Consider the following 25,389-nt stretch of genomic DNA (forward strand, 5'->3'; position numbering starts at 1 on the left):
CTAAGACGTTTTGCTTCTGCCTGACAATCTTCGGAACAGTATTTCTGTATACCACTCCTTGGCACGAATGTCTTGCCACAAAATTCACATTTTCTTGTCGGTCTCATACTCTTTGATATTGCTATGTTCTACATACTTTGAGTATTCCACCGATGGAGTAAACGGAAGTGAACCATTGACAACCTTTGTCAACCAAGTCCACGATATAACGCTTTTTGCCTATCAGCTTCAAATCTGTCCTCCATCGTAACCACTCGTAAACCCTTGTCAACTACGTTCACGACATGACAAAATAAAAGCTCCGCAAATTCTCCACGGTAGAAATACGCTGCAAAAATATGTGGAAAATCGGGAACTGCCAAAAAGCACTCAGAGAGTGTTAAAAATCAAAGAATATTGAAAATCAAGGATTTATGGTTAGTTAGTCATAGTAAGTTATGGTTGGTTATAAGGCTCTAAATACATAAACAAAATCGACGATATTGGCAGAGGACCGGAGGAATATTACGAACTGTCTGATTTTCATATTGACGACAGCCTGATATACGTTACAGTAGGGAGCGGAAGAAACAAGGTTATGTGCTATGATCTGAACGGTGTTTACCAAAAGTCATTTGCAACAGGATATCCTACTCAAAGAATTACGACCGATTCGAATTATATCTATGTCTATTACAATTTTTGGAACCGGAACCGATATAATGTGGGGGTATATGACAAAAAAGAAAACAGATTGGTCAAATGTTATAAACAGTTTTCTAAACAGCAAGAAGGGGTCGGTAACAATACACGTTGTTGGACAAGTTGTAATAACAAGGTGTATGCATCATTTCCATACGAATATAACATCTATGAATTAACTCCTGACACTTGCCGTATCATTGCAAGTATTGATTATGGGAAAAAATACATGTTTCCTGAAAAATGGTACACTTATTCCTCACAACAGACCCAAGATTATATAGAAAAAACGGGAGGTTTTTTGAATTCTCCAATTGTACCTGATAGTAGAAATCTTTTTGTTACTTCACAAAGAACTGTCTTCAGTTTCATACACAATCATAATATCAATTTGTGTATTATTGAAAATAAAACAAAAGACTTTCAATTCGGCGTGCCATGGCCTAATAAATATTATTGGAATATTCATGGAAGTTCTCCTATTTACATGACTGATGAGTATATGGTAAATTTTATAGAAGCATCATTTCTTGTTTCCTATCGGGAACAAGAAGGAAAAATACCTGAGCTGACTCAAGAATGGGAATTAAATATCAAGGAAGAAGATAACCCTTGTCTTTATTTTTATAAATTGAAGAATTGAGTATGAAAAATACCGAAAAAATAACAGTAAACCGCTAAAAGTCCTGTTTTATTTATAGCTTTGTCTGGTAATCATACCTTTAAAATTCATTTTATGAAATATTTTTTCATGCTATTTGTTTGCCTGACGTTAAGTCATTTCGGTTATACCCAAAATGACGATCGGGGTTATATCGTAAAAGTGGGTGATAAAGCACCCGACATTACTATCACTTATACGGACGGAACCCGGAAAAAGCTATCCGATTTCCGCGGTAAAATCGTCATGTTACAATTTACAGCCAGTTGGTGCGGAGTATGCCGTAAAGAAATGCCTTTCATCGAAAAAGACATTTGGCTGAAACACAAAAATAATCCTCATTTTGCCCTGATCGGTATCGATCTGAAAGAAAACCGGGAACAGACAATACAGTTTGGCAAGGATTTAAAAATCACTTATCCATTGACCTTAGACCCCGAAGGTAAAGCCTTTTACTCCTTTGCTGCCCAGGGAGCCGGAGTCACCCGAAATATCATTATCGATAAACAAGGCAAGATAGTCTTCATGACCCGTCTCTACGATCCGGAAGAATTCGGGAAAATGTGCGAGGTCATCGACCGATTGCTGGATTAACCTTATCTCCAACTGTCATAATTGACCGCCGCTTCAAGGCGATTTTCAAGTGTATCGGATAATTGTGGGAAAAAATCGATGTTTGTGAGCCGTTCTACGGAATCCACAGTCACTGCATAATCCCGCAATTGCCTTTTTTCTTGGGTATTGGGAAGAACAAAAGCAATCATTTGCCGGGCCCCGGGAGCATAAACTACTTTGTAGAAAAAACCGGGAACGGTAACTCCAGTCCGACCGATTTTTCCTTTATTGTCTTTAAAAACAGGACCGGTGACAATATAAATCCGTTCTTTCTCTCCCCAATCCCGAACTTGCTTTTCCAGGCTTTTCCATATTCCCCGGTTAAAAACCGGCAATTGAGGAGAAATATTCGACATCAAAAAGGTTTCCTCCATCGCCTCAGCAGAATGAGCCATATCGGCAGCGGGGCATAAATGTCCGCGATCGTATCCACTTTTGATGTAATCGGAAGGCTTCGCAGATCCGGAAGATACTTTTTTATCTTCCCTAAACCGGTCTGTACGCTCGGCCACCCTTTCTTTTCCTTCCAATTCCAAGGTATAATACACCCAATTGGCTTGTTTATGCCGACTATTGAAACTAAGCGTATAATAAGTATGACGAACAATTTCTCCCTCACCCGAAGGAAGCAATTCCGTATATTCAAACAACCTCTTTGCTTCATGCAAAGAGGCTGCTCCAATTTCTTTATCCGAAGTCCGGGAGACATAAAACCCCCAGACAATTCCCAAACCTAACAAGCCACCAATAAGCCTTGTCCAACGCCGGGAAGACCTTTTTTTTCCAGCCATTTACTAATCAGCTTGTACCCCTGTACCTTGTGCTTCAATCGCTTTCTTTATAGTTACATCATTCTGATAGAGAATCGGATAGAAACCATCGTCGTCCAATACATGCCGCCCGATAAAGGCTTTGATTAAAGAATTGAGAACATCATAAGAATCCCGGATTCCTTTTTCATCCCGTTTCAGTCCTTTAGCCGCTGCATAATCCGCCATCTCATTCACCAGATCGAAACGATCCAAATACTTCAGTAGTTGTTTATAATCCTTAATATTTTTAGTTTCCTGACGATGCCGGTCCATAAAATCAAAAGTGAAATCATACAAATACTGATTTTTCCGGTTTACCTCCACCAAATAACGGGAGAAACCGACCGTATCTCCGGGTACGAACAAATCGGGCATGATTCCGCCGCCACCGTATACCGTACGTCCGCCAACCGTCTGGAATTTAAGTTTTTCATCAAAATGTATACTATCTTTCTGAGAAAATTCCCCATGCAACAGGCGTTGATAAATATCTGTATAATATTTTTCTTTTCCTTCGTCATAAGGTTTTTGAATAGAACGGCCGGAAGGCACATAATAACGGGCCACCGTCAATCGTAAAGCCGAATTATCCGGCAGCAGCCTTTGTTCCTGCACCAACCCTTTACCGAAAGAACGGCGTCCGACGATATTTCCCCGGTCATTGTCCTGAATCGCTCCGGCAAAAATCTCGCTGGCCGAAGCACTCGCCTCGTCGATCAAGACCGTCAAAGGCAATTGTTGATATTTCCCCTTGCCATTGGAATTATAATCCATCCGGGGAGAAGCTTTTCCCTGCGTATATAAAATCAATTTTCCTTCAGGCAAAAATTCATTGATCATACGGATTGCAATCGGAAGAATCCCTCCTTCATTCTCGCGCAGATCGACAATCAACCGCTTCATTCCCAATCCTTCAAGCTTAGCCAGAGAAGCCATAAATTCATCATAAGTATTCATCCCGAAGGTTTTCACCTTGATAAACCCGGTCGTATCGTCGAACATATAAGCCACATCCACACTTTTGATAGGAATACTTCCCCGGGTGATATTTTTGATCAACGGCTGTTTTTCTCCACGGCGGACAATCGTAAGCTGTACGTCGGTACCGATTTCTCCCCGCATCAGAGACATGATTTTATCCGTATTCATATTCCGGCCAGCGACGATAGAATCGTTGACTTTCACAATCCGGTCACCATCCTGCAACCCGGCAGCTTCTGAAGGTCCACCGGGAACTACTTTGACGACAGTCACCGTATCCAGATATTTATAAAACTGGACCCCGACTCCACCGAAATTTCCCACCATCTCTTCGTTCACCCGCTGCATATCTTTAGCCGGAATATAAACCGTATGCGGATCGAGATCATTCAATATCTGAGGGATAGCATCTTCCTCGATTTTATGTATATCCACCGAATCCACATAGGAATAATTGATCATATTCAGAATATAATCCAATTTACTACCTATCATCCGCTGCCCCATATTTACAGGCACTTCTTTATGATCCAACAGCGAATTGATCCCCATCCCTAAAACAATAGCCAAGGCAATAACCACCGGCAAGACAATTGCTTTCAATTTATTGTTGTACATATATTACTTCTTACGTTTTCCGATAAAATCAATCATCTCATAAAACCGGACTTTCCTTTCTTCAGGAACTTCTATTTTATCCAAAGCAATCCGGCTTTTTTCAAGATAATCGTCCACTTTAGCCCTCAGGACCTCTTTTACTCCCGAACGATTGTATATTTCTGTCACTTCCTTGATCTTTTCCTGAGGATTGAATTTTTCTTTCACGACCCACTCTTTCAATAAAGCCTTATCTTCTTCAGAAGCCAACTCAAAAGCTTTGATCAGCAGATAAGTCTTTTTGTTACAGAGGATATCCCCACCGATTTTCTTCCCGAACTCTTCCACGTCTCCGTAGACATCAAGATAATCGTCTTGCAGCTGAAATACCAACCCCAGGTATCCACCGAAATCATAGAGCTCTTTGTATTCATGTTCAGGAGCGCCGGCAATCAAAGCACCGTGACGCATACTTCCGGCAATCAATACAGAAGTCTTCAGGTAGATCATCTGGATATATTCTTCTTCCGTTACATCGTCCCGGGTTTCGAATTCCATGTCATATTGCTGTCCTTTGCAAACATCCATCGCCACCTGGTTAAAACCATCGATTACCCGGCGTAAATAAGGATCCTCACAAGTCTCGATATACTTATAAGCCGTGATAGCCGCAGCATCACCACTCAAAATAGCCACATTACTATTCCATTTTTTATGGACAGTCTGGCGTCCCCGGCGTAATTCGGCATCGTCCATGACATCGTCGTGCAACAAGGTGTAATTATGGAAAATCTCAATCCCGATAGCAGATTTTAAAGCCTTCCCGATATCGTCCCGGTACAGGTTATACGCCATCAGAGTCAGTACAGGCCGAAGTCGCTTTCCCCCGTCTTCCATAATATATTTGATCGGTTCGAACAAAGAATAAGGTTCTTCTACATATTCTTGCTTATCTAATTCAGCCTTAATAATTTCCCGAAGTTGTTCAATCGTATACATCATCTCCTTTCAATTTAGAAAGCTGCTAAATTAACAAAAGAAGCCGGAAATTCATCGGAAAGCCCGGAATTTTTACAACAACAGGATAATACCTCCATTAAAAAATATTTTTTACAAAAAAGTGCCCGGTAAACCGGACACCTTTTTATTCATACGATTACTGACGGATTATTTACAATTTTCGAGTATTTGTCCGGCAACCTCAGCCGTTACATCCCGATCTTCTCCAAAAGCGACCTGACGTTGCGTAAAACGCTTCTGAATCTCGAGAATTGTCTCTTCCCCGATTCCGGCATCCCCTAAGCGAGTAGGTAATCCGAGACTTTTGAAAAATTCTTCTGTTTTTTGAATCGCCTTATCAGCTCTTTCTTCATCGGTTCCTTGATCGATATGCCAGATCCGTTCGCCATATTGCACGAGTTTAGCCATTTTTTTCTGTTTCAATGTACGCCATAATCCCGGTAGGACGATAGCCAATGTTGCTCCGTGGGTCAAACCATGTAAAGCCGTCAGTTCATGACCGATCATATGGGTGGCCCAATCCTGCCGTACTCCCATAGCAACAAAGCCATTGAGTCCCATTGTAGCACAAAGCATAAACTCGGACATCAGCTCATAATTATCCTGTTTACGAAGAACCTCGGGAGCGATCTCTATTAAAGTATGGACAATTCCTTCCGCCCATCTGTCCATGAGGCGGGATTGTCCCGGAGTGGTCATATATTGCTCCATGACGTGCACAAAAGTATCGGCGATTCCACAAGCGACCTGATAAGGAGGCAAAGTATAAGTAACCGTCGGATCAAGAATAGAAAAAACCGGATAATTAGAATAGAAAGGATATTTTTCGGCTGTTTCTTTCCGGGAGATCACAGCTCCGCTATTCATTTCCGAACCCGTAGCCGGCAAGGTCAGGACTGTTCCTAAAGGTAAAGTGTGCTTCTCACAACCTTTCAACACCAAATCCCAGGCATCGCCTTCATACAAGATACCGGCAGAAATCAGCTTCGTACCGTCGATCACCGAACCACCGCCGACAGCCAATAAATAATCTACCTTTTTCTCTTTTCCCAATTCGATAGCCTTACGCAGCGTCTCGATCTTCGGGTTAGCCTCGATCCCCCAAAATTCCGTCACCTCAAATCCTTTTAAAGCTTCTTTTACCTGATCATAAACTCCGTTTTTACGAACACTTCCTCCTCCGAAAGTCACCAGTATACGCTTTCCGGCAGGTATTTCTTTCGCTAACTGTCCGATCATCCCTTTACCAAAAATCAGTTTGGTCGGATTTTGAAAAATAAAATTCTCCATAGTTTCTATATTATCGATTATCTGTTTTATTAAATCACTCTGACAAATATACCGAATATCCCACAATTAAAAAATATTTTATATCTTCGTAAAAACAAACAAACTATGGAAATCACACATCTTCCTGAAGACAATCTGTTTAAGACAGTCGTGGACGGCTACACGGCCTACGTCACTTATATCATCCGGGACGGCAAACTGGATATCCGTCATACCATCGTCCCCCCCGAAATCGGAGGCCGGGGGATCGCAGCTCAACTAGTAAAAGCAACTTATGATTATGCCCTGCAACATCACCTCCAGCCTATCGCCACTTGCTCCTATGCTGTCGTTTGGCTGCAAAGACATCCGGAATATCACGGCCACCCCGGAAAAGATTACGGAGGATGCAGCAGTTGTGCTCTGTAATCGCAAATGAATTTTCATAGAATTCAAAATTCCAACAAAACAAAAAGAACCGGGTTCTTCCGATTCTTTCTGTTTTGTAGCCGAGCCGGGAATCGAACCCGAATCTAAAGTTTAGGAAACTTCCGTTCTATCCATTGAACTACTCAGCCAATTTTCAAGCGCAAAAGTAAGAAATTAATTTCTAATTTCCACGTTTTCCAATTTCCAAATAGTTATTATACCTTTGCTCCACAAATAAAACAGGTATGAAAGTAGTTATACAACGGGTTATTCAAGCCAGTGTCACTATTCAGCAACAGCTACATGCTTCTATCGGACGGGGAATGATGATTCTCGTGGGGATTCAAGCGGACGATCATGAAGAAGATATTGAATGGCTAAGCAGTAAAATCTGTAACTTACGGATTTTTGACGATGAAAACGGAATAATGAATCGTTCTATTCTGGAGACAGCAGGGGAAATTTTAGCAGTCAGTCAGTTCACTCTAATGGCTCGTACCAAAAAAGGTAACCGTCCCTCGTACATCGACGCAGCTAAACCGGAAATCTCCGTTCCTTTGTATGAGAAATTCGTTCAATCGCTTCAGAAAGAGTTACAAAAGGAAATCAAAACCGGCGTATTCGGAGCCGACATGCAAGTCGGGCTAATTAACGATGGCCCGGTAACGATTATAATCGATTCCAAAAACAGACTATAAACCGAGTACTTTATGGAGTTAAAAGAGTTACAGGAAAAAGTGGACGAATGGATAAAATCTTATGGGGTTCGTTATTTTAATGAATTGACCAATATGACTATCCTAACGGAGGAAGTCGGAGAATTAGCCCGTGTCATGGCCCGAAAATATGGAGAACAATCTTTCAAAGAAGGGGAAAAAGATAACCTGGCAGATGAAATGGCAGATATACTATGGGTATTGACCTGTTTAGCAAATCAAACCGGAGTAGATCTCACCGAAGCGATGGAAATTAATTTTGCAAAAAAAACGGCAAGAGATCTAAAAAGGCATAAAAACAATCCGAAAATACAATAAGCTTTCACATATTCTTGTTAAATTTGTCCGTTAATGATTTATGGCGGAATCTCAGTATTGTGGTAAGAATTGACTTTTCGGCATTCGTAATAAATATATACCTATTGAAGATTTCATTTAAATTTCACTATGTGGACTAAGATTGCAGGGATTATTCTTCGAAATCGGATTGCTTTTATAGCCGGAGTATTACTCGGAACCATTTTCATGGGATTTCAAGCCAGAAAAATTCAAATGTCCTATGAAAGTGCAGATTTGCTCCCCAAAACAGACAGTGCCTATCTTGACTATACCCGTTTCAGAGAAACTTTCGGGCAAGAGGGGAATGTTATGGTTTTTGCCATTCAGGATTCCGGTTTCTATCAACTGAACAAGACCAACGACTGGATTCAGATGGGCAATGATATCAAAGCCCTTCAGGGAGTCAATGCCTTGATGTCTATCACACATACATTTAATTTACAGAAAAATACCGATCTCAAAAAATTCGAAGTTCTTCCTATTTTTCCTTCTCACATCGAAACACAGGCAGAGCTCGACAGTCTGGCTTATGTGGCCGAACATCTCCCTTTTTATGACGGTATGCTTATCAACCGCGACAAGCATACCTACAATATGATGATCACCGTATCCGCCGAGGTAATGAATTCTCCGGCACGGGTAAAACTAGTACAGGATGTACTGGAAATCACCAAACGTTTTACTGAAAAATATCACCTGAAAATGCATTATTCCGGGATGCCTTATATCCGGGTAATCAATGCCGAAAATATCAAAGGCGAAATGTATATGTTCATTGCCCTATCGCTTTTGATCACAGCTATTATTCTCTATCTGTTTTTCAGGTCTTTCCGGATTGTAGGCTTCTGTGTCGGGATCATCGGGATCAACGTAATCTGGGCCATCGGTTTTATGGCTATGATGGGCATTAAGATTACCTTATTGACTGCCATGTTACCACCTTTGCTCATTGTAATCGGTATTCCCAACTGTGTCTACATGGTCAATAAATATCATGCCGAATATGTGAGGCACGGCAACAAAATCAAAGCTTTGCAGCGAATGATCCAAAAAGTCGGAAATGCATCCTTACTTTCCAACCTGACGACAGCTGCGGGATTTGCTACTTTCATCATCACTTCGAGCCAAATTCTTGTAGACTTCGGTCTCATCGCTTTTATCAGTATCTCTACCGTATTTTTTATCTGTCTGATTCTGATACCCAGTGTTTTCAGTTATTTACCCGTCCCCGATACCAAACAAACCAAACATCTTTATAATCCTTTTATCAACAAAGTGATCGATAAACTGATCTACTTGGTGATCAATCGCCGGCATACCGTTTATTATATAACAATTGTGCTCGTTATTGCGGGAATATTCGGAATCACTTTGATGAAAACCACCGGTTATATGGTGGACGATTTGAAAGAAACCGATCCCATCCGCCAAGATCTGTCTTTCTTCGAGTCGAACTTCGACGGATTGATGCCCTTAGAGGTAACCCTGGATTTCGGAAAACCGAACCAGGTATTCAAATTAAGCAATCTAGAGAAATTGGACCGGTTAAATACCGAACTATCACAAGATCCGGATCTTTCACGGGCGTTATCGGTAGTCGAAGCGGCCAAATTTGCCAACCAGGCTTATTATAACGGAAAAGCTTCTTATTACAAACTCCCCAGTAACATGACCAAAAATTTCATTATGAAATACGTCATGGAATCGACAGGAGGTATGAATGCCATGGCCAATTCCTTTGTCGATTCAACCATGCAAAAAGTAAGAATGAATTTCCGGGTGAAAGATATCGGAACCAAAAAAATGGAAGCTAAAGAAGATTCTCTGTATAAAAAGATAGAAACGATATTCCCGAGAGATAAACATGATATATCGGTTACCGGTTCGAGTGTTATTTTTTTCAAGGGTAACCAATACCTGATCAAAAACCTGTTTTCTTCATTGGCTTTAGCCATCGTCCTGATTGCAGGATTCATGGCCTGGATGTTTAAAAGTAAAAGAATGGTACTGATTGCTTTAGTACCCAATGTCATTCCTCAGATCATCACGGCTGCCGTAATGGGATATTTCGGTATTCCTATAAAGGCATCCACCATTCTCGTATTCAGTGTCGCTTTCGGAATTTCTGTCGACAATACCATTCACTATCTGGCTAAATACCGTCAGGAACTACAGGCTACCAATTGGAGTATCCGTTCTTCGGTAGTCCTGGCGTTAAAAGAGACCGGTCAAAGTATGATTTATACATCTATCATCTTATTATTCGGATTCGGTATCTTCTGCCTGTCTAGTTTCGGCGGGACTTTCGCTTTAGGATTGTTAACCTCTATCACGCTGTTCGCCGCCATGCTGGCTAATTTAATCCTGCTTCCTTCTTTACTATTGACCATGGAGCACAGCATCAGTAAACGTACTTTCCGGGCAGAGCCACTTCTTCAGATTTACAATGAAGAAGAAGACATCGATGAAGATAAGCTGGAAATAGAACATGAAGATAAAGAAAAACAGGACTGAGTATTTACTTAGTCCTGTTTTCCTGTTTACACAGTATCTTACTTTATCATCTGCAAAGCTTTGATTTCCTTCACAATATCGTCCATTAATTGAGAAGCCCCGATCCGGAAATAATAAGGAGTCAGCCATTCACATCCCAGAACATGATTTACGATAGTCAGATATCGGATGGCATTCTGAGCTTTCGACACTCCTCCGGCTACTTTCAACCCGATCCTTTTTCCGGTTTGGGCATAATATTGCCGGATTGCTTCACACATCACATAAACCGACTCCGGTGTTGCATTCACAGGGACTTTTCCGGTAGAGGTTTTGATAAAATCAGCTCCTGCATACGCAGCGATTAACGAAGCATTGAAAATACTTTCCAAGTCTTTCAGTTCGCCGGTTTCCAAAATGACCTTTAACCGGACATTTTCACAAACTTTCCGGATAGCCTTCAATTCGCGATATACTTTTTCATAATTTTTTTCCAGAATATCCCCGACCGAGATGACAACATCGACTTCTTGTGCCCCTGCACCGATCGCCATTTTACATTCAGCCAATTTTATTTCGGTAAATGTCTGGGAATTAGGAAAATTTCCCGCCACTACTGCCGTCTGAATCTCCGTTCCTTTCAATCCCTCCCGAACAATTCCGGCATAATTAGAAAATACACACACAGCAGCGACATCCCGCAAATTAAACTTCTTCAGTTTTTTCAGCAAATCAGCAGTAAAATTCTTTACTGATTCTTCGGTATCTGAAACTTTCAAGGTTGTGTAATCCATACAAGAAACACAAAATTCCAGATTTTCAATACAATAAGCCTGCTTAATCTCTTTTTCTACAACACCATCCAGTTCGAACTGAATTTTTTCGTCCAAGCTGACACAATTGTACGTTGCTAAAATTTCTGATATACCATCCATTATCTTGTTGTTTATTTATCTTATTAAAAGAGGACAATCATACCTCCAAAAGCTTCCGATCGCTTTTGGATAGTTTCGATAACACTAACCGATATGAATTTCCTATCCAGATTCTGAGCATATTATCGCTTACCGAACCATCTATTAGTACGGTATTCCAATATCTTTTGTTCATATGATACCCAGGAAGCACAGCAGGAAATCGTTCCCGCAATTCAATAGCCTCTTCCGGATCACATTTCAGGTTCATTTTTAACTCGCCTTCATCCATCGGAGCAAAACAAAACATCTTCCCACCTACTTTGAAAACCAGTACATCACCCCATAAAATTTCAGTTGTCACAAACTTCAAACTCTGGCAATATTCAGTCAGTTCCTCTATATTCATGGACACAAAATTACATAATGTTTACGAGCTTTTAAACTTTTCTCCCCGAAAATATTTATCTTTGAATGCCGTTTATAAGTACAAGTCAGCAGTCAGAATTAAGTCATTATTTTGTGCAGATAATGAAAGGTTTACACTATTGATACAAAACAAAATAAAATATCCAGCAATCAAAAAACAACATAAATATGGCCAAAAAAGAAGGTAACGAAACCCCGTTAATGCAACAATATTATGCTACTAAAGCTAAATATCCGGATGCCATTCTATTGTACCGGATGGGAGACTTTTATGAAACATTCGGGGCAGATGCTATCACCACTTCCAGAATCCTGGGTATTACCTTAACCAAACGTTCCAGTGGTTCTCCAGGTACAGTAGAATTAGCCGGTTTTCCTTATCACGCGATCGACACTTATTTACCGAAACTTGTCCGTGCAGGACAGCGGGTAGCTATCTGTGAACAGCTGGAAGATCCTAAGAAAACAAAATTCCTGGTAAAAAGAGGGGTGATCGAATTGGTCACTCCCGGAGCTTGTTACAGCGAATATTCCACCGACACGAAAAGTAACATCTTCCTGGCCTCGGTCTATTTCAACAAAACCGAAGCCGGATTATCTTTATTGGATTTGTCCACAGGTGAATTTCTGACTACCGAAGGTTCGCATGCTACGATCGATAAATTACTGAATAGTTTTCAACCGAAAGAAGTCATCTATCCCCGGGGGCAGGAAGCCCGTTTTCATGAACTTTTCGGTAATAAATTCTATATCTATCCCATCGAAGAATGGTTTTTCGACCGGGACGCAGCCAGCGAACGCCTGGAGAAACATTTCGAAGTCAATTCTCTGAAAGGTTTCGGTATCGAACATATGAACTGCGGTATTTCCTCCGCCGGTGCCATATTGAATTACCTGGAGATGACCAAACACGATATGATTTCTCATATCACCTCTATTTCCCGGATCGACGAATCGCACTGTGTCCTGCTCGATAAGTTCACTCTTCGTAATCTGGAATTACTACATTCTGCTTACGAAGAAGGACGGTCCCTGGTGGATATTATCGACCGGACAATCACGCCTATGGGAGGACGGACGCTAAGAAGATGGATTTGTATGCCTTTGAAATCTCCCGAAGAAATCAATCAGCGACTGGATATCGTCGATCATTTTATCCGGCAGGAAGACCGACGGTTACAAGCAGAAAACTTTCTGGAAAGCATCGGCGATCTGGAACGGCTCGCTTCAAAGATCGGCGTAGGCCGGATCACTCCCCGGGAAATGAATCAGTTGAAAATTGCCCTATCCTGCATCACGCCGTTGAAAGATCTTTGCCAGCAGAGTGAATCGGCCGTTATGAAAAAAATGACAGAACCTCTGAATCCTTGCACGGAATTATTCGAAAAGATCAAATTTCAACTTCAGGAAAACGCTCCTCATCAGGTCAACAAAGGAGGAGTAATCGCTACGGGAGTAAATGCCGAACTGGACGAACTTCGTAATATCTCAAGCAACGGCAAAGAACTGTTGCTCCAAATGCAACAACGGGAGATAGAAGCAACCGGAATCCCCTCTTTGAAAATCGGATTCAATAATGTCTTCGGATACTATATCGAAGTAACCAAAGCCCATAAAGACAAAGCACCGGCCAACTGGATCCGCAAACAAACTCTGGTCAACGGGGAACGTTACATTACGCCCGAGCTCAAAGAATATGAAGACAAGCTCCTGGGAGCAGAAGACCGGATTTTAGCCATAGAAACAGAACTGTATAACAATTTGCTGCAAGAAGCAGCCGGTTACATCCGCCCTCTGCAAGAGGATGCCAAGATTATCTCAGCATTGGATGTACTTATTTCTTTTGCCGAGATATCGATAGCCAATAATTACCACCGGCCGGAGATCAACGATTCGGATGTACTGGACATAAAAGCAGGACGTCACCCGGTTATCGAAAAACAATTGCCCCCGGGTGAGGAATACATCAGTAACGACGTACTGCTGGACAATAAAAAACAACAGATTATCATCATTACCGGCCCGAATATGGCCGGTAAATCGGCTCTCCTCCGGCAAACTGCCCTGATCGTGATTATGGCCCAAGCCGGCTGTTTCGTACCGGCAGCCAGCGCCAAAATCGGTTATGTCGACAAAATTTTTACCCGGGTTGGAGCTTCCGATAATATTTCCCAAGGTGAATCCACTTTTATGGTCGAAATGAATGAAGCTGCTAATATTCTCAACAATATATCCGACCGGAGCCTGGTGTTATTCGACGAATTAGGACGAGGTACTTCGACTTACGACGGGATTTCGATTGCCTGGGCGATCGTCGAATATCTGCACGAACATCCGAAATATCATGCCAAAACGCTCTTTGCCACCCATTATCACGAACTGAACGAAATGGAGCATTCTTTTAAAAAAATAAAAAACTATAATGTATCGGTAAAAGAAGTCGCACACAAAGTTATTTTTTTGCGTAAGCTGGTTAAAGGAGGTTCGAACCACTCGTTCGGTATCCAGGTTGGAAAAATGGCCGGTCTCCCTCAATCTGTTATCAAACGGGCCGATGAAATCCTGAAACAACTGGAAAACGACCGGGATAAAAATGGCACGATCCAAAAGAATGTCGAAAGTATCGCTTCAGCACGTGAAGGCCTCCAATTAAGCTTTTTCCAGTTGGACGATCCGGTTCTTTCGCAAATACGTGACGAAATCGCAGGCCTGGATATCAACGGTCTGACTCCGCTCGAAGCCCTGAACAAACTGAGTGAAATCAAGAAAATCATTTTAGGATAAAATAAATCCCAGAAATATCAGCAACTTTTAGTAAATCCAATCGGCAACCTTCAAGACTGGAATAATTTCAACCGAAAGATTCAGGTTTGCCGACCGGATTTACCTTTATACGAAAAGTCTGTATTTCGACTTTTAAATAAAATCTTCTTTATTTCCTTTTCAACTTGGTTCCTAAAATAATCACATCTTCTTTAGGACGATCGTTCGAATCGGTCGCGACAAGCGCTATTTTCTCAAGAACATCCATTCCCTCCACAATCTCTCCGAATACAGTATAGTCTCCATCCAGAAAGGGGGTTCCCCCCACCGATTTGTACATTTCCCTTGTTTCCGGTGACATTTTATAAGGATTTTCGGCATATTGCTTTTCTATCTCCTCATTGACGTACCGTAGCAAACTATCTGCTTTTTGATATTGGCCTGTCTTTTTATACCGTTGAAATTCTTCCTGTAAGGGTTTAAATAACCGATCCCCCAACTGATTTTTCGCCGCCAGCCATTTTCTTTTTTCTATCTGGTCCAGCTCCTGATCCGTATATGTCTTCCCCTGAACCAGATAAAACTGTTCCCCCGACGATCTTTTCTCCGGATTGACCTCATCTCCCTGACGTGCAGCAGCCAAAGCACCTTTGAAATGACGATACTCCGGACGAATCTCGGCCTCGATGGTATATCCCGGATTTGACATTCCTACTGCCGTTTCTTTCGGAGCATGCCGTGAATCGGAAGAACCGCCCTGAATCATAAAATCCCCGATCACCCGATGAAATAAAAGACTATCGTAATGATGCGCTTTCACCAATTTCAAAAAATTCTCACTATGCCGGGGTGTATTTTCGTACAACCTGATTTTGATATTTCCTAAATTCGTGCTTATCTCTACCAATTTATATTTTTTAGCCCCGTATGACAAGGCCGATACGCACAACAACACGAACAAACAAACCGTTCTCATTCCTCTTCTATTTTTAGAATCACAACATCCCTCAAGGGGCGGCAATTATCGTCCGTCTCTTGTTCGGCAATAGAATCGACAATTTCCATTCCCTCGATCACTTCACCGAAAACAGTATATTCCCCGTCTAAATGGGGACTTCCCCCGATGGTCGTATAGGCTGCCCGCTGTTCCCCGGTAAGTTTCAACTTCACCTGATCGAATAAAAGACGGGTCGTATCGGATAGCTTTTCGTTCAACTGCATCAACTTCTCATAATCATTTGCTAGTTGATACTTCAGGATTTCTCCTTCACAAGCTTGTTGTAAACGATTAAAAAGGGCGGTATAGCGCTTGTTATTGATTTTCTCTATTTCTTCATCGATGATATCGGGAGTAAAAATTCTTCCCTGCACGATATAAAAATGCGATCCGCTGGAGCTCCGTTCCGGATTGATATTATCGGCTTCACGGGCCGCTGCCAGTACCCCTCTTTTATGGAAATATTTCGGGACAATCTCTGCTTTCAATGTGTATCCGATATCGTTAGCTCCCAAGACCATCCCCGGACGTGCCGATTTCGAATCCGGATCACCGGTCTGAATCATAAAATCCTTTATTACCCGATGAAAAAGCATACCGTTATAATAGCCTTCGCGGATTAATTTCAGGATATTATCACGATGTAATACCGTCTCATCATACAATTTCAACCGGATATTTCCCAAAGAAGTCTCCATGCGGATAACCGTTTCCTTTTTCCGCTCACAAGCTCCGAGCAGCAGGCTTAACACCAGGATAAAAACAATTCTTTTCATAAACTACAACCATTAGGACCGAATGATACCTTTCTTGTCAGCAAAATTAATTTATCTCGGCATAAACTAACCTATTTTTTACTAAATTTGTGACGAAATATCGTTTTCCGGTTCAAACCTGTATATTTGCGACAAAATTCTTTGACAATGAAATTTACACTGCTATTTCTATTACTTAGTTTTTTGATTTACGGTTGTAAAAATAAAGAACTGCCGGCCAAGTACCTGAGTACGATTACTGTTGTCCGCGAAACAGGAGGCAACCACAACATACGGCAAACCGGCGAGGAAGCTACTTCACCTTCCCATGCTACGCCAATACTTCCCCAGCAAGCTAATACCCATAGTGGTACCAGATATCATATTATCGTGGGGAGTTTCAGCTCTGCAGAAAAAAAACGGGCGGAACAGCTTGTCGAAAAATTAAAAGCCCAGGATTATCCGGCCACATTGATCAGTTCTTCCCAAAGATATCGTGTCAGCATAGAAAGTTTCCCAACAGAAAACGAAGCGAATGCAGCCCGGGATGAATACCGGAAAATCACCGACCGGCAAGATATTTGGGTTCACAAAGTCAACTGACCTATAAAAGGATTCCAAATACAAAAAACAAACCGAACAAAAAACCCAGATAAACCTGCAAAGGAGTGTGTTTTTTCAGATACAAACGGGAAGTTGCCAATATACCGGACAAAAGCAAAAATAAAATAAAAGCATTACGCACGTCCCCCTGATAGTTCATCCCCCAGACCAGCAGAAAACCACATAATCCACCGATAGCCGTCATATGCATACTGATCTTCCACCGGAAAGTAATCACTGAAAAAGTGGACAACAAAATAATCAACACCAGGTATAGCTGCCTTACGATATTTGTATAACCGATACGTCCCAACAGCCAAAAACCTAAAAAGGCAAAGGCCACAGCCACCAATATCGGATATACCCTTTCTTGTTTATCGTTCAACTCATAACTGCGGATCAACCTGAAATGCTTAAACAAAGGCAAACTGATAACGGGCATGATCAAAAGAGCGAATACGGTCACCAGATAACAATACAATTTTACCCCCCAGGGAATATACGCAAACAAAGTGTTATTATTGAAGATAAAAAAAAGAATATACAAAGGCATCAGCATCGGATGCAAAATATAAGATATTGTTTGAGCTATATATTTCATCGATAGAGGTTTAGTTTATATTTCACGTCTTAATCGGGCCACCGGAATATCGAGCATTTGCCTGTATTTGGTAACCGTTCTCCGGGCTATCTGATAACCGGCCTTCTCCATCAAAATCACTAATTCGTCATCTGTCAGCGGTTTTTTCTTGTCTTCATCATCGACCAATTTTTTCAACATATTCTTCAATTCACCTGTACTTACCTCCTCTCCACTTGTCGTTTGCATACTGCCAGTAAAAAAATCCTTTAAAGCATATATTCCAAACCACGTCTGAACGTATTTTGAATTGGAAACCCGTGATATCGTTGAAACATCCAATCCGGTAATATCAGCTATATCTTTTAGAATCATCGGTTTCAACATCGTTTCATCACCGGTCAGGAAAAATTGTTTCTGAAACTGTACGATAGCGGTCATGGTCAGCATCAGGGTGTTGTTTCGTTGTTGTACAGCATCTATAAACGATCTGGCAGAATTCAATTTATACTTTACAAACGACACGACATCTTTCTTATTCTTAGGCGACTGGTCTTTCTGATACTGTTCAAGAATATTCAGATAAGCTTTATTGATTTTCAATTCGGGAATATCCCCTGAATTTAAACTCAGCTGCAATTCTCCATCTACCAAATCGAGCATAAAATCCGGAATAATCTTTTCGGCCTGTTGTCCGTAAGAAAAATCGGCGACTGTCCCCCCGGGCTTGGGATTCAATTTCAAAATTTCGTCTATGGCCTGTTTCAGTTCTGTATCGCTCAATCGTAGTTTCCGGGATATTTTTTCGTAATGTTTACGTGAAAACTCTTCGAAACATTCTTCCAAAATTGCTTTGGCATCCTGCAACAGTTTGTGCTCCGGATTTTCGTTCAATTTATGTTGAATCTGCAATAACAGACATTCTTTCAAATCACGGGCCCCTACTCCTGCCGGTTCGAACTCCTGAATAATCTTCAGCAAGCGTAAAACCTCTTCCTCAGAGACCTCGATCCCTGCACCGAAAGCCAGATCATCGACAATATTCTCGATATCCCGCCTTAAATAACCGTCCTCATCGATGTTTCCGATGATATATTCAGTGATGCGCCGCTCCAGATCGCTCAACGGACGTGTCCCTAATTGTGCGATCAGACTTTCCCGGAACGAGGACGCCTGAGAGAATACAAAATCACGTGTCTCCTCGTCTTTAGAAGCGTTGGAAGAATTCAAACGGTAATCAGGTGTATCGTCATCATCTGTCATGTAATCCTCTAAAGAAAAATCATCGTCACCTCTCAAATCATTTTCCTCTTCGCTTTCACCTTCCTGATAATCATCATCAAACTCCTCTCCCGAATCGGTGGCAGTTTCCTCGTTTACATCCGTTTCTCCTTTTTCTTCCACCTCCTCCAACAAAGGATTTTGCTCCAATTCTTCTTTTATCCGCTGCTCCAATTGATACGTAGGAAGCTCCAACAGTTTAATCAACTGTATTTGAAGAGGATTAATCTTCAATCCTAATTTCTGCTGTAAACTTTGTTTGAGCACGTTTTCTATTCTCTCATTGAAAATATACCAATGTAAAAATTACATTGGTATACCGAATTAATTTTTAAAACTCTGCATTCTTAGGTGTACGCGGGAAAGGAATCACATCCCGAATATTTCCCATACCGGTTACGAATAACAATAAGCGTTCGAATCCTAAGCCGAACCCACTATGAACAGCCGATCCGAAACGACGTGTATCCAAATAATAGGACATGCTCTCTTCGGAAATCCCCACTTCGTTCATCCGGGCTACCAATTTATCATAGTTCTCTTCACGCTGTGACCCTCCGATAATCTCACCGATCTGCGGGAACAACACATCCATGGCTGCAACCGTTTTTCCGTCCGGATTTTGCTTCATATAGAAAGCTTTGATTTCTTTGGGATAGCCTGTCAGAATCACCGGTTTTTTAAAGTGTTTTTCTACCAGATAACGTTCGTGTTCACTTTGCAAATCGACACCCCAGCCATCCACCGGATACTGGAATTTTCCATTCTTATTGGGCTTACTATTTTTCAGAATCTCGATCGCCTCTGTATAAGTCACTCTTTCGAAAGAATGAGTCAGCACAAAATTCAGCTTCTCGATCAATTCCATAGAACGTTCTTCCGCTTTCTTATTCTTTTCTTCCTCCTGCTGACGGGCACTCAGGAATTTCAGATCATCCATACAATTGTCCAAAGCATAACGGATCAGGTATTTCAGAAAATCTTCCGCCAAATCCATATTATCGTCCAGATCGTAAAAAGCCGCCTCCGGTTCGATCATCCAGAATTCCGACAAATGCCGGGTCGTATTTGAATTTTCAGCCCGGAAGGTGGGTCCGAAAGTATAGATTTTTCCCAAGGCCATAGCTCCAAGCTCTCCTTCCAATTGTCCACTCACCGTCAGATTGGTTGCTTTACCAAAAAAATCCTGTCTGAAATCGACTTCACCCTCTTCTGTCAAAGGCGGATTTTTAGGATCCAGTGTCGTTACCCGAAACATCTCGCCGGCACCTTCACAATCGGAAGCCGTAATCAGCGGAGTATGCAAATAAAAGAACCCGTGCTGATCGAAATATTGATGGATAGCAAACGCCATAGCATGACGAATCCGGAAAATAGCCCCGAACATATTGGTGCGAAAACGCAGATGGGCATGGTCTCTCAAAAATTCCAGACTATGCTTTTTAGGTTGTATCGGGTATTTTTCAGGATCGGCTTCCCCTAATACGTCCAATTCATGAGCCTGAATTTCATGCGATTGTCCGCTTCCCTCACTCTTCACCAACAATCCTTTCACATGAATCGCAGCTCCTGTAGTGACTTTTTTCATCAACTCCTCTGAAATATTATTCATGTCAACCACAATCTGGATATTATTTATGGTAGAGCCATCATTCAAAGCGATAAAATTCACTTGCTTATTACCTCGCTTGGTTCTCACCCAACCACTGATTTCCACTTCTTTGTCGCAATCTCCAGATTGCAATAACTCTTTGATTGACAATTTTTTTGTGCTCATCTCGTTTAATTTACACATGAATCGTTTAACATTCTCTTCCGCCTCTTCAAGACACGGATTTGCAAAGATAACAAATTCAGACAAAAATAAAGTTCTCCTGCTTAAAACTTTATTCAATACCTTCAAAGAAAATCTCCTAATCAAACAACGAATAAATCACTGAACACATCGTCCGAAACCAACCATCCTTTTTCTGTCAGCCTGATCCGGCCGTTTTGACAAACCACCGACCCGTTTTCGAGAAAAGGGGCTAGTTTCGGACGAACGGTCTTCGAAAAGTCAGGAAACTGTAATCGCATCTTTTCTTCCTGAATCCCCCACATCGTCCTCAGGTTGGTCATGATATATTCGTTGAATTTATCTTTATCCGTCAAAATCTCTTTTTCAAAGCTTAACCTATCATTAGCTAAATTATCGATATAAGATTTTAGATGAGCTACATTCCATTGACGGGAATTCAGATCGAAAGAATGTGCAGCCGGACCAAAGCCCACATATTTCTGTTGTTGCCAATAGGAGGTGTTATGTAGGGAATATTTAGAGTTTTTAGCGAAATTAGAAATTTCATAATGCTCGAAACCAATTGATTTCAAGTAATCGGAAATCCACAAATATTGATCAGCCAGTTCATCGTCGGTTTGAGGCTGAAATCGACCTTTCTGCATCAATTTTTCAAAGACTGTATTTGAATCGATGCTTAATAAATAAACCGATAAATGTGTTATAGGTAAATGATTTACGATTTCCAGATCTTGTTGCAAATGCAGTCTCGTATACCCCGGCAATCCGAGTATCAAATCTATCCCTATATTTTCAAATCCCGAATCAGCAGCCCACTCCACGGACCGGAGGGCATCCTGAGCCGTATGTGTCCGGTTTATCCGTTTCAGAACCTCATCGTTAAACGATTGGATACCGATACTCAACCGATTAAACCCCAAGGCTCTCCACCCCTTCAGTTTATCCCGGGTAATATCTTCAGGGTTTGCTTCGATAGTGCGTTCAGCTACGCAGTTCAATGCGAAATTCATTTCGAGTGTCGTAACGATATCGGTCAATTCATCCATACTCAACCATGAGGGAGTACCTCCCCCAAAATAAAGTGTCTTTACTTCCGATGTATCCAAATAATCTTTACGCAATTGTATTTCGTGTCCTAATGCAGCTATGTAGGCTTTTTTCAGCTGAGTAGAAGCAACCGAATAGAAACCACAATAATAACACTTACTCCGGCAAAAAGGGATATGTACATAAATGCCCATAGCGATTTTTTGAAATTTCGATACAAAGCTAAGAACAAAATCCGGAACCAACAGAGTGCAGTCTTCATCTTTTTACTACATTTGTAAGGATTGTTGATAGCTTCTTATGCATAAATTCTTATTTATCATCGGTTTGTTCTTCCCAGGAATTGTTTTCTCCCAGACTCTTATCGTCGGGCGGGTAATCATCCATGACGGGACTCCGGTAAGCGGCGTCAATGTCTGGTGCCCCGAACAAAACAAGGGTACTTCTTCCGATTCCACAGGCTATTTCGAGTTAGCCTGTGAAGTTCCCTGTACGCTGGAATTTTCACATGTGAATTACAAAAAAGAAAGCTATACTTTGAAAGACACCCGGAGTCCATTTATCGTCATTCTAAGAAATAAATTCAACAACCTAAGGGAAGTTGTCGTTACCGGCCGATCGATTCCCGGACGCCTCTATTCCTCGAAAGAAGGTATAGAAATGATTCCGGCCATTCTGGGCGAACAAGACATTTTAAAATACCTGGCCACAACTCCGGGCATTATTACCACCAATGCACTCGATCCGGGGATTTATGTCCGGGGAAGCAACAGTTGCGAAAATGGTTTCCTCACCCATGATATGGAAATCGCCAGCCCGGATCATCTTACCGGAATCCTCTCTACTTTCGATCCTTTTATCCTGAATAATTCGACAGTCTATAAAAGCGGTTTCCCGGCAGTTTACAACAGTTACTTATCCTCTTACATCAACATGAGGCCGGATCCCGGAAACAAACAAAAATACGAGGGAGAAATCACTTTAGGCCTTGTCTCTTCTGCCCTGAAAGTAAAAGGTCCGTTAGTAAGAGATCATACCTCTTTTGCCGCTTCATTCCGTACGTCCTATTTACAAACCATCGCCCGCTTATATAACAAATCGGTAAAAGACCAGAAACAACAAAATTTTATGCCCGAATATGCTTTCAACGATGCCACCGTCAGTATAGATTCCAAACTTTCCAACCGTTGGCGGATCACTGCCTTCGGGTTATTTACGATCGACGGTCTAAGTATGAAGTTAAATGAAAATGTAAATTATGACTTTAACTGGCACACTTTTTCAGGCAATGCAGGTGCTTGGTATACCCCTGCAAACGGTGATATCCTGCATTTCCGATTAGGGGTAAAATCTGCTTTCAGTGAAGGAGATGCCGAAGGTACGATTCCTATGGGAGGTGGTAACCGGAATTATTCCATCATTGCACGGATCATGTATACCCATTCTTTTCTGGACAAGTTTCAATGGAATATCGGAGGAAAATTCGAACAAGCCCGTTTTGAAACAGCCAATAGGCCCGATGCAGAAGAAAACATACTCATCCGCAGTTCTGATAAAAAATTCAATATCTATGAAATATATTCAGATATATCCTATCAAATAAATAATTACTTTACCTGTTATGCCGGTTTAAATTTTCAATATTACAACGGAAATTTAAAAAACTTCTGTGTTTCTCCCCGGGCAAAAATCAGCTTTTCAAAAAACAGATTCACTTTCTGGGCCGACTATGCCCAAACGGCACAATATTTAAGCCTTTATCCCTACTTTACTGTAAAAACTCCGGTAGACATCTGGTATCCTCTCGAAAAAAACATGAAACCCGCGCTTTGCCATCAATATTCGATCGGAGCAGAACAGGAAATCCAGGGAGGTTTGACTTTATATGCGGGTATTTTTTATAAAAAAATGAAACATGTCAAAGATTTCTCCTCAGGGTTGTCTACTAAATACACTGCTTTGACCGACAATATGATTACCGGCAGCGGACATGCCCGGGGGGTTGAATTCAATCTAGCCCTGGAGCATAGAAAGATCAGTGCCCGGTTTAACTATACCCTCTCGGAATCCAAACGTAAATTTGCTGAAATCAACAACGGAAAATCCTTTTTCCCTCCTTATGATGTCAAACACAATGTTGTGGTCAATACCTCCTACGATATCAGTACACGCCTTACTTTTAACAGTTTATGGACATTTTCTTCAGGGGTTTATACCACATTCCCTGTCGGAGTAGCTGTTGCCCATAACATTAGCAGCAGCCAAAACCAACCGGTCCTCGTGCCGGTCTATACAGACCGCTACAATTACAAGCTTCCCAACAATCATCGTCTGGACTTAAACCTGGATTATACGATCCCTTATAAATATGCAAGCTTAAAATTAAGTATAGGAGCCTATAATGTTTACAATCAATCGAATCCATCTTTTGTCTATTTTAAAGCTGAACAAACGGCAAACAATCATACAAAATTTATTCCAAAATCTAAAGTCATGTTGCCGTTTATACCGTATATTTCGTTTAAAATAAAATTATAAATGAAACACCGATACTATCCGATATTACTGCTGTATTTTTTCCAGGCAGCGTGTATGCCTGAAGAAGATCTCCCTATCCGTCATACCGGGGAAACTCCGGAGTATTTTATCGAGTGTTATTGTCAACCCGGCCGGCCGTTCGCTTTATCGGCAACGAGTGTGCTTCCGGTATCCGAAGATCTGCAAATCGACTTTTCAAAAGAAATGAAAGTGACCATTCATGCAGACAAAGCCATTTCACTGATACATGCTTTATACACTCTCCCCGGTTCCGAGTTTATATACAATTATGGAAGCCCGGAAAAATTTGAAGTCCGCTATATCGATTCTTTATTCCTCGATATTACTACGATCGATCACAAATCGATCACAGCTTCGACCTCCATCCCTCCGGCAGTATCTATCTATAATTGCCAGGTAGCAGGAAATGAAGCGATCATTCGTTTTTATATTTCGGAAAAAGCCGATGAAAACTATTACATTTATACAGCAGAAGCTGTCCATGCAGATTCGATTCTCAACAAAGAAGTATGTTATCTGGATTATAGTGAATTCCAACAGGAAGGCCTTACTGAAAAGTCCGTTATCCTTCCGGATATCGGACAGGCAGAGGAAATTATTTTCACGCTGAAACGAATTACGAAAGCTAATTACGATTACCAGGTATCCCTAAATGCAGCAAATACAGCCAATCAGAGCAGTATCACGACCCCTGTCCCTTTAAAAGGTAATCTGCAGGGAGCTCTGGGTATTTTTACTTGTTATACGGAAGACAAACAAACGGTTCCACTATAAGCTATCAGTCCCTATGCTATATATATTTTTGACAGTTATATACATATTTACACGTTATAAACGTAGAATTATTTTGTTACTTGTTCGTCTTCGGTATTCGTGTTCGGGGACCCGGTCGCTTCTGTCGGTCGTCTACCTTTTTCTTTCACTGACCGGCGGAACTCCTCGCAGGCTCGTCAGACACCACCGGTCGGGCATTCAGAAAAAGCAAGACGACACCCGACAGAGCTCCAATGGTCCCCGAACACGAACACCTCCGACTTACGTTATCACTGC

The 25,389-nt window shown here is 41.5% G+C and carries 22 protein-coding genes, 1 tRNA gene and 1 pseudogene; 10 read left to right on the forward strand and 14 right to left on the reverse strand.

What is annotated here, in order from left to right:
* Nucleotides 1-107: pseudogene (locus AC5RDS_RS09270) on the reverse strand (DNA-binding protein); the annotation flags it as partial.
* Nucleotides 108-463: 356 nt separating this feature from the next.
* On the opposite strand from AC5RDS_RS09270, the gene AC5RDS_RS09275 reads away from it, so the two are divergent.
* Together AC5RDS_RS09275 and AC5RDS_RS09280 are read left to right on the forward strand one after the other, a co-directional pair.
* Nucleotides 464-1,324 carry a DUF4934 domain-containing protein gene (locus tag AC5RDS_RS09275; protein WP_175315995.1) on the forward strand — a complete coding sequence of 287 codons (861 nt, stop codon included), beginning with the start codon at nt 464-466 and terminating at the stop codon, nt 1,322-1,324.
* Between the two features lie 108 nt (nt 1,325-1,432).
* Nucleotides 1,433-1,936: a TlpA family protein disulfide reductase gene (locus tag AC5RDS_RS09280; RefSeq protein WP_228026239.1), complete on the forward strand. Its 504-nt coding sequence runs from the start codon at nt 1,433-1,435 to the stop codon at nt 1,934-1,936.
* Nucleotides 1,937-1,938: 2 nt separating this feature from the next.
* Here AC5RDS_RS09280 and AC5RDS_RS09285 read toward each other — a convergent pair whose 3' ends face one another.
* The 4 genes from AC5RDS_RS09285 to AC5RDS_RS09300 form a co-directional block, all read right to left on the reverse strand.
* Complete coding sequence (locus AC5RDS_RS09285) at nt 1,939-2,748, reverse strand: DNA/RNA non-specific endonuclease (RefSeq protein ID WP_175315994.1); 810 nt, start codon at nt 2,746-2,748, stop codon at nt 1,939-1,941.
* 3 nt (nt 2,749-2,751) lie between these two features.
* On the reverse strand, nt 2,752-4,368 hold the full coding sequence (locus AC5RDS_RS09290; protein ID WP_494222312.1) for a S41 family peptidase: 1,617 nt from the start codon (nt 4,366-4,368) through the stop codon (nt 2,752-2,754).
* Between the two features lie 3 nt (nt 4,369-4,371).
* Complete coding sequence (locus tag AC5RDS_RS09295; RefSeq protein ID WP_046405463.1) at nt 4,372-5,346, reverse strand: polyprenyl synthetase family protein; 975 nt, start codon at nt 5,344-5,346, stop codon at nt 4,372-4,374.
* Nucleotides 5,347-5,514: 168 nt separating this feature from the next.
* Complete coding sequence (locus AC5RDS_RS09300; protein ID WP_046403364.1) at nt 5,515-6,657, reverse strand: iron-containing alcohol dehydrogenase; 1,143 nt, start codon at nt 6,655-6,657, stop codon at nt 5,515-5,517.
* A 105-nt stretch (nt 6,658-6,762) separates the two neighbouring features.
* Here AC5RDS_RS09300 and AC5RDS_RS09305 point away from each other — a divergent pair, with 105 nt between their 5' ends.
* The gene (locus AC5RDS_RS09305) at nt 6,763-7,065 is read left to right on the forward strand and encodes a GNAT family N-acetyltransferase (protein ID WP_022160813.1); all 303 of its coding nucleotides are present in this window, start codon (nt 6,763-6,765) and stop codon (nt 7,063-7,065) included.
* 77 nt (nt 7,066-7,142) lie between these two features.
* On the opposite strand, the gene AC5RDS_RS09310 is transcribed toward AC5RDS_RS09305, so the two are convergent.
* A tRNA-Arg gene (locus AC5RDS_RS09310) sits at nt 7,143-7,214 on the reverse strand.
* A 96-nt stretch (nt 7,215-7,310) separates the two neighbouring features.
* On the opposite strand from AC5RDS_RS09310, the gene dtd reads away from it, so the two are divergent.
* The 3 genes from dtd to AC5RDS_RS09325 all read left to right on the forward strand — a co-directional run bounded on the left by dtd (nt 7,311) and on the right by AC5RDS_RS09325 (nt 10,634).
* Nucleotides 7,311-7,763, forward strand: a complete 453-nt coding sequence (gene dtd, locus AC5RDS_RS09315) for a D-aminoacyl-tRNA deacylase (protein ID WP_022160814.1) — start codon at nt 7,311-7,313, stop codon at nt 7,761-7,763.
* 12 nt (nt 7,764-7,775) lie between these two features.
* The gene (locus AC5RDS_RS09320) at nt 7,776-8,099 is read left to right on the forward strand and encodes a nucleotide pyrophosphohydrolase (protein WP_013612841.1); all 324 of its coding nucleotides are present in this window, start codon (nt 7,776-7,778) and stop codon (nt 8,097-8,099) included.
* Between the two features lie 129 nt (nt 8,100-8,228).
* Nucleotides 8,229-10,634: an efflux RND transporter permease subunit gene (locus AC5RDS_RS09325; RefSeq protein ID WP_046404420.1), complete on the forward strand. Its 2,406-nt coding sequence runs from the start codon at nt 8,229-8,231 to the stop codon at nt 10,632-10,634.
* A 38-nt stretch (nt 10,635-10,672) separates the two neighbouring features.
* Here the strand turns inward: AC5RDS_RS09325 and deoC are convergent, their stop codons facing one another.
* The gene (gene deoC / locus AC5RDS_RS09330; protein ID WP_013612843.1) at nt 10,673-11,548 is read right to left on the reverse strand and encodes a deoxyribose-phosphate aldolase; all 876 of its coding nucleotides are present in this window, start codon (nt 11,546-11,548) and stop codon (nt 10,673-10,675) included.
* Nucleotides 11,549-11,585: 37 nt separating this feature from the next.
* Nucleotides 11,586-11,936, reverse strand: coding sequence for an MmcQ/YjbR family DNA-binding protein (locus AC5RDS_RS09335; protein ID WP_013612844.1), 351 nt, complete (start codon nt 11,934-11,936; stop codon nt 11,586-11,588).
* Nucleotides 11,937-12,124: 188 nt separating this feature from the next.
* Between AC5RDS_RS09335 and mutS the strand changes: the two genes are divergently transcribed.
* Nucleotides 12,125-14,740 carry a DNA mismatch repair protein MutS gene (gene mutS, locus AC5RDS_RS09340; RefSeq protein WP_494222313.1) on the forward strand — a complete coding sequence of 872 codons (2,616 nt, stop codon included), beginning with the start codon at nt 12,125-12,127 and terminating at the stop codon, nt 14,738-14,740.
* A 148-nt stretch (nt 14,741-14,888) separates the two neighbouring features.
* On the opposite strand, the gene AC5RDS_RS09345 is transcribed toward mutS, so the two are convergent.
* Entirely contained in the window at nt 14,889-15,695 is an 807-nt protein-coding gene (locus AC5RDS_RS09345) for a peptidylprolyl isomerase (protein ID WP_022160817.1), read from the reverse strand.
* Entirely contained in the window at nt 15,692-16,492 is an 801-nt protein-coding gene (locus AC5RDS_RS09350; RefSeq protein ID WP_022160818.1) for a peptidylprolyl isomerase, read from the reverse strand. The genes AC5RDS_RS09345 and AC5RDS_RS09350 overlap by 4 nt, the downstream gene beginning before the upstream one ends.
* A gap of 147 nt (nt 16,493-16,639) precedes the next feature.
* Here AC5RDS_RS09350 and AC5RDS_RS09355 point away from each other — a divergent pair, with 147 nt between their 5' ends.
* Nucleotides 16,640-17,074: an SPOR domain-containing protein gene (locus AC5RDS_RS09355; RefSeq protein ID WP_013612857.1), complete on the forward strand. Its 435-nt coding sequence runs from the start codon at nt 16,640-16,642 to the stop codon at nt 17,072-17,074.
* Between the two features lies 1 nt (nt 17,075).
* Here AC5RDS_RS09355 and AC5RDS_RS09360 read toward each other — a convergent pair whose 3' ends face one another.
* The 4 genes from AC5RDS_RS09360 to hemW all read right to left on the reverse strand — a co-directional run bounded on the left by AC5RDS_RS09360 (nt 17,076) and on the right by hemW (nt 21,974).
* Nucleotides 17,076-17,675 carry a hypothetical protein gene (locus AC5RDS_RS09360; protein WP_013612858.1) on the reverse strand — a complete coding sequence of 200 codons (600 nt, stop codon included), beginning with the start codon at nt 17,673-17,675 and terminating at the stop codon, nt 17,076-17,078.
* Nucleotides 17,676-17,690: 15 nt separating this feature from the next.
* On the reverse strand, nt 17,691-19,202 hold the full coding sequence (gene rpoN, locus AC5RDS_RS09365; protein ID WP_493711240.1) for an RNA polymerase factor sigma-54: 1,512 nt from the start codon (nt 19,200-19,202) through the stop codon (nt 17,691-17,693).
* A gap of 64 nt (nt 19,203-19,266) precedes the next feature.
* Nucleotides 19,267-20,712, reverse strand: coding sequence for an asparagine--tRNA ligase (gene asnS, locus AC5RDS_RS09370; protein WP_041556852.1), 1,446 nt, complete (start codon nt 20,710-20,712; stop codon nt 19,267-19,269).
* Between the two features lie 140 nt (nt 20,713-20,852).
* Nucleotides 20,853-21,974: a radical SAM family heme chaperone HemW gene (hemW, locus tag AC5RDS_RS09375; RefSeq protein WP_195457638.1), complete on the reverse strand. Its 1,122-nt coding sequence runs from the start codon at nt 21,972-21,974 to the stop codon at nt 20,853-20,855.
* A 106-nt stretch (nt 21,975-22,080) separates the two neighbouring features.
* Here hemW and AC5RDS_RS09380 point away from each other — a divergent pair, with 106 nt between their 5' ends.
* On the forward strand, nt 22,081-24,318 hold the full coding sequence (locus AC5RDS_RS09380) for a TonB-dependent receptor (RefSeq protein WP_494222314.1): 2,238 nt from the start codon (nt 22,081-22,083) through the stop codon (nt 24,316-24,318).
* The gene (locus AC5RDS_RS09385) at nt 24,319-25,113 is read left to right on the forward strand and encodes a DUF4249 family protein (protein ID WP_118102614.1); all 795 of its coding nucleotides are present in this window, start codon (nt 24,319-24,321) and stop codon (nt 25,111-25,113) included. It abuts the gene before it with no gap.
* Nucleotides 25,114-25,389 lie beyond the last annotated feature (276 nt).

The sequence above is a fragment of the Odoribacter sp. genome, from assembly GCF_985060555.1.